The organism is Desulfatibacillum aliphaticivorans DSM 15576, from assembly GCF_000429905.1.
GTDB classification, from domain to species: domain Bacteria; phylum Desulfobacterota; class Desulfobacteria; order Desulfobacterales; family Desulfatibacillaceae; genus Desulfatibacillum; species Desulfatibacillum aliphaticivorans.
The window spans coordinates 1-1,523 of record NZ_AUCT01000062.1; the positions used below are offsets into that span (position 1 = coordinate 1).

Here is a 1,523-nt window from a genome sequence, read left to right on the forward strand (position 1 = left end):
GGCAACCTGATCGCCAATGGTCAGGTGTGGGTCATGAACCCCAGCGGGGTGTTGATCGGGGCGGACGCCACGGTGAACACGGCGGGCTTTATGGCCACGTCCCTGGTGATGGAGGAAGACGACTTCTTCGCCGGGAACTACTCCTTCAAGCAGGACGGGGACGGCGGCTACGTCGTCAACCGGGGAACCATCATCGTTCAAAACGGCGGTTACGCAGTGCTGGCCGGCGCTTCCGTTGTGAACACCGGCGTGATCCAGGCGGATCTTGGCAGCGTAGTGCTGGCCTCCGGCACGCAGGCCACCGTGGACTTTGACGGGGACGGCCTCATCAATTTTGCTTTGGGCGACGGACAGGCGGCCCAGGTAACGGGTCCCGACGGCGAAGCCCTGACTACAGCCGTGCTGAACGCAGGACAGGTGCGCGCCAACGGCGGCCGTGTGCTTATGACGGCCCAGGCGGCCGGCAACATCCTGGACTCCGTGGTGAACAACCAGGGCGTGATTGAAGCCAACTCGGTCGTGGAGCGTAACGGCGAGATCATCCTGCTGGGCGGCGACGAAGGCCTGGTGGTGAATGAAGGAACCCTGAACGTGGACGGCGATGACGCAGGCGAAAGCGCCGGCTCCGTGTACGCATCGGGCGACAAGGTTTATGAGAACGGAACCATTTCCGCCAATGCAGGCGCAGGCGGAGACGCGGGCCAGGTGACCCTGACCTCCACCACCCTGACCCTGGCGGGCGCGGAATCCACCATCACGGCCAACGGCGCGGGCGCCAACTCCAACGGCGGCGACGTGATCCTGTGGTCCGACGGCGATACGTGGTTCAAGGGCGCGATCCAGGCCAACGGCGGCGACGTGTCCGGCGACGGCGGGTTTGTGGAAGTGTCCGGCGTGAACAACCTGGCCTTCCGGGGCGACGTGCAGGCGGGCGCCGTGAACGGCAACGCCGGGACCCTGCTTTTGGATCCCACGAATATATATATTATTGACGGCAGCGGCGGCGGCCAAGACGGTCAGTTGAGCGACGGCCAGATTCTGTTAGGCTCCGGCACGGGCACCTGGACCATCAGCGAGACAGGCCTGGAAAGCATCGCCGGCAACGTGGACATCGTCCTGGAAGCCACCAACAATATTACGGTGGAAAACCTGACCGACGACACCCTGTCGCTTCAGACCACCGGAGCCAAGTCCCTCACCATGACCGCGGACGCGGATAACGACGGCGGCGGCGCCATCACCTTCATCGGGGCCGCCAGCGACACCGTCGTGACTCAGGGCGGGGACATGAATTTCAATGCCGGGGACGGCATGGTGCTGGCCTCGCTGGACACCAACGGCGGGGACGTGACCGCTAACATGAACAATGCAGGCACGGGCGTGGCCAACCTGGACCTTAACGATATCACCACCGACGGCGGCGACGTGAACGTGACCAACGCACACGGCGTTTTAGGCACGGCCGTGGGCAACCTCCTGGTGCGCGGAAACATTGACACCTCCGGGGGCTCCGTGAACCTGAG

The 1,523-nt window shown here is 64.2% G+C and carries 1 protein-coding gene; it reads left to right on the forward strand.

The features are described 5' to 3' along the window. Positions 1-1,523 (forward strand): two-partner secretion domain-containing protein (locus G491_RS0126005; protein ID WP_028316612.1); only part of this gene is annotated, 1,523 nt, incomplete at both ends.